Origin of the sequence: Moorena sp. SIO3E8, assembly GCF_010692445.1 — a bacterium.
Lineage (GTDB): Bacteria > Cyanobacteriota > Cyanobacteriia > Cyanobacteriales > Coleofasciculaceae > Moorena > Moorena bouillonii.
Window position 1 is genome coordinate 1 of sequence record NZ_JAAHHM010000357.1, and the last position, 1,374, is coordinate 1,374.

Below are 1,374 nucleotides of genomic sequence, written 5' to 3' on the forward strand. Positions count from 1 at the left end.
GGTTAGGCATAGCCTAGTTGTGAAGAGTGTAATCGGATGAGCTGAGCATCGAGTGGGTCAGCGGTTCATCCTTCTGTTTCACCATTATCCGCAGCTGCTCAAGCATTTCTACCGCGCTGCACTAGTATGACCTTCCTGAAGGGGTGACAAGGGAGCTAGAAGGTAGACTGAATCAACCTCATGGCTCTTTGACCCCTCTGAAAAAAGGGGAGTTTATTGGATTTAGTTCTCATTAATTGAGTACCTAAAACTGACCAAAACTCCATTGCGACTATCCATAAGAGCTGATTTGTAAAGAAAATCAGCTCTTACTGCTCCCTATTCCCGACTCCCGACTCCCGACTCCCGACTCCCGACTCCCGACTCCCGACTCCCGACTCCCGACTCCCTAAAATGCCAAACACCACCAACCACTCAACAAATTCCCAGCAGTTAACGATTCTGATTATTGACGACCATCCCTTACTTCTTAAAGGAACGATTGACCTTGTCCAAGGTCGCTTTTCTGATGCTGAGATTCACTCCGCTCAAACCGCCGAAGAGGCATTAGAACAAGTCAAAGAACAGAATCCTGATATTTGGCAGTTCCTGTAATTGCTTATGAAGCTTTTTTTAAGCGGGAATTTGCACAACTTTCCTTAGAAAAATATCAGATTAGACTAATGATTTATGATCCAATACAGGAGGTAATTGTGCAATGGACACTATAGAGTATTATCGCCAGATCATTCAGTCGTTGTTGACAGCTTATGCTGAAATACCAATTGTCAATGGAACCATTGATTGCTACAAGGTGTTTGATACGAAACAAGACCATTACCAGGTAATGAATGTGGGATGGGATGGTCATCGGCGCGTCTATGGTTGTGTTTTACATTTGGATATTAAGAAGGGTCAGATTTGGATTGAACAAAATATGACCGAAATGAGAGTAGCTCTGGAACTTGTGGAACGAGGAGTTGCAAAGGAAGATATTGTGCTTGGGTTTCAAGCTCCTGAAATTCACCAATATACCGGCTATGGAGTTGTTTAATTTAATCGCACTTTCGGTTCCACTTTATGATTAAAATGTTTTTAATTTTCCGATTCCCGATTCCCTACTCCCGATTCCCGATTCCCGATTCCCTACTCCCGATTCCCGATTCCCGATTCCCGATTCCCGATTCCCGATTCCCGATTCCCTACTCCCGATTCCCGATTCCCGATTCCCGATTCCCGATTCCCTACTCCCGATTCCCGATTCCCGATTCCCGATTCCCGATGCCCGACTCCCGATTCCCGATTCCCTCGTAATAATTTCATGAATGTAAAGAGTCTAGATCTCGATGATCCGCTTACCAAGAATAACTGCGCGCACGTTGGCGCTTCAGACAT

The 1,374-nt window shown here is 45.1% G+C and carries 4 protein-coding genes; all 4 read left to right on the forward strand.

The window, feature by feature from the left end:
- The first annotated feature begins 393 nt into the window (after positions 1–393).
- Genes F6K46_RS39755 through F6K46_RS39765 form a run of 4 tightly spaced genes read left to right on the forward strand, consistent with a single transcriptional unit; the run spans position 394 to position 1,293 of the window.
- Positions 394–594, forward strand: a complete 201-nt coding sequence (locus F6K46_RS39755; protein ID WP_293069022.1) for a hypothetical protein — start codon at positions 394–396, stop codon at positions 592–594.
- On the forward strand, positions 579–710 hold the full coding sequence (locus F6K46_RS40535) for an element excision factor XisH family protein (RefSeq protein WP_366510904.1): 132 nt from the start codon (positions 579–581) through the stop codon (positions 708–710). The genes F6K46_RS39755 and F6K46_RS40535 overlap by 16 nt, the downstream gene beginning before the upstream one ends.
- Complete coding sequence (locus tag F6K46_RS39760) at positions 698–1,033, forward strand: XisI protein (RefSeq protein WP_293069024.1); 336 nt, start codon at positions 698–700, stop codon at positions 1,031–1,033. Before F6K46_RS40535 ends, F6K46_RS39760 begins: the two co-directional genes overlap by 13 nt.
- Before the next feature lie 26 nt (positions 1,034–1,059).
- Positions 1,060–1,293, forward strand: a complete 234-nt coding sequence (locus F6K46_RS39765) for a hypothetical protein (protein ID WP_293118203.1) — start codon at positions 1,060–1,062, stop codon at positions 1,291–1,293.
- The last annotated feature ends 81 nt before the right edge of the window (positions 1,294–1,374 follow it).

Excerpts from the sequence above, each read along its gene's own strand:
- F6K46_RS39755 (WP_293069022.1), top strand. The coding sequence starts at position 394 with ATGCCAAACACCACCAACCACTCAACAAATTCCCAGCAGTTAACGATT.
- F6K46_RS39760 (WP_293069024.1), top strand. The coding sequence starts at position 698 with ATGGACACTATAGAGTATTATCGCCAGATCATTCAGTCGTTGTTGACA.
- F6K46_RS39765 (WP_293118203.1), top strand. The coding sequence starts at position 1,060 with ATGATTAAAATGTTTTTAATTTTCCGATTCCCGATTCCCTACTCCCGA.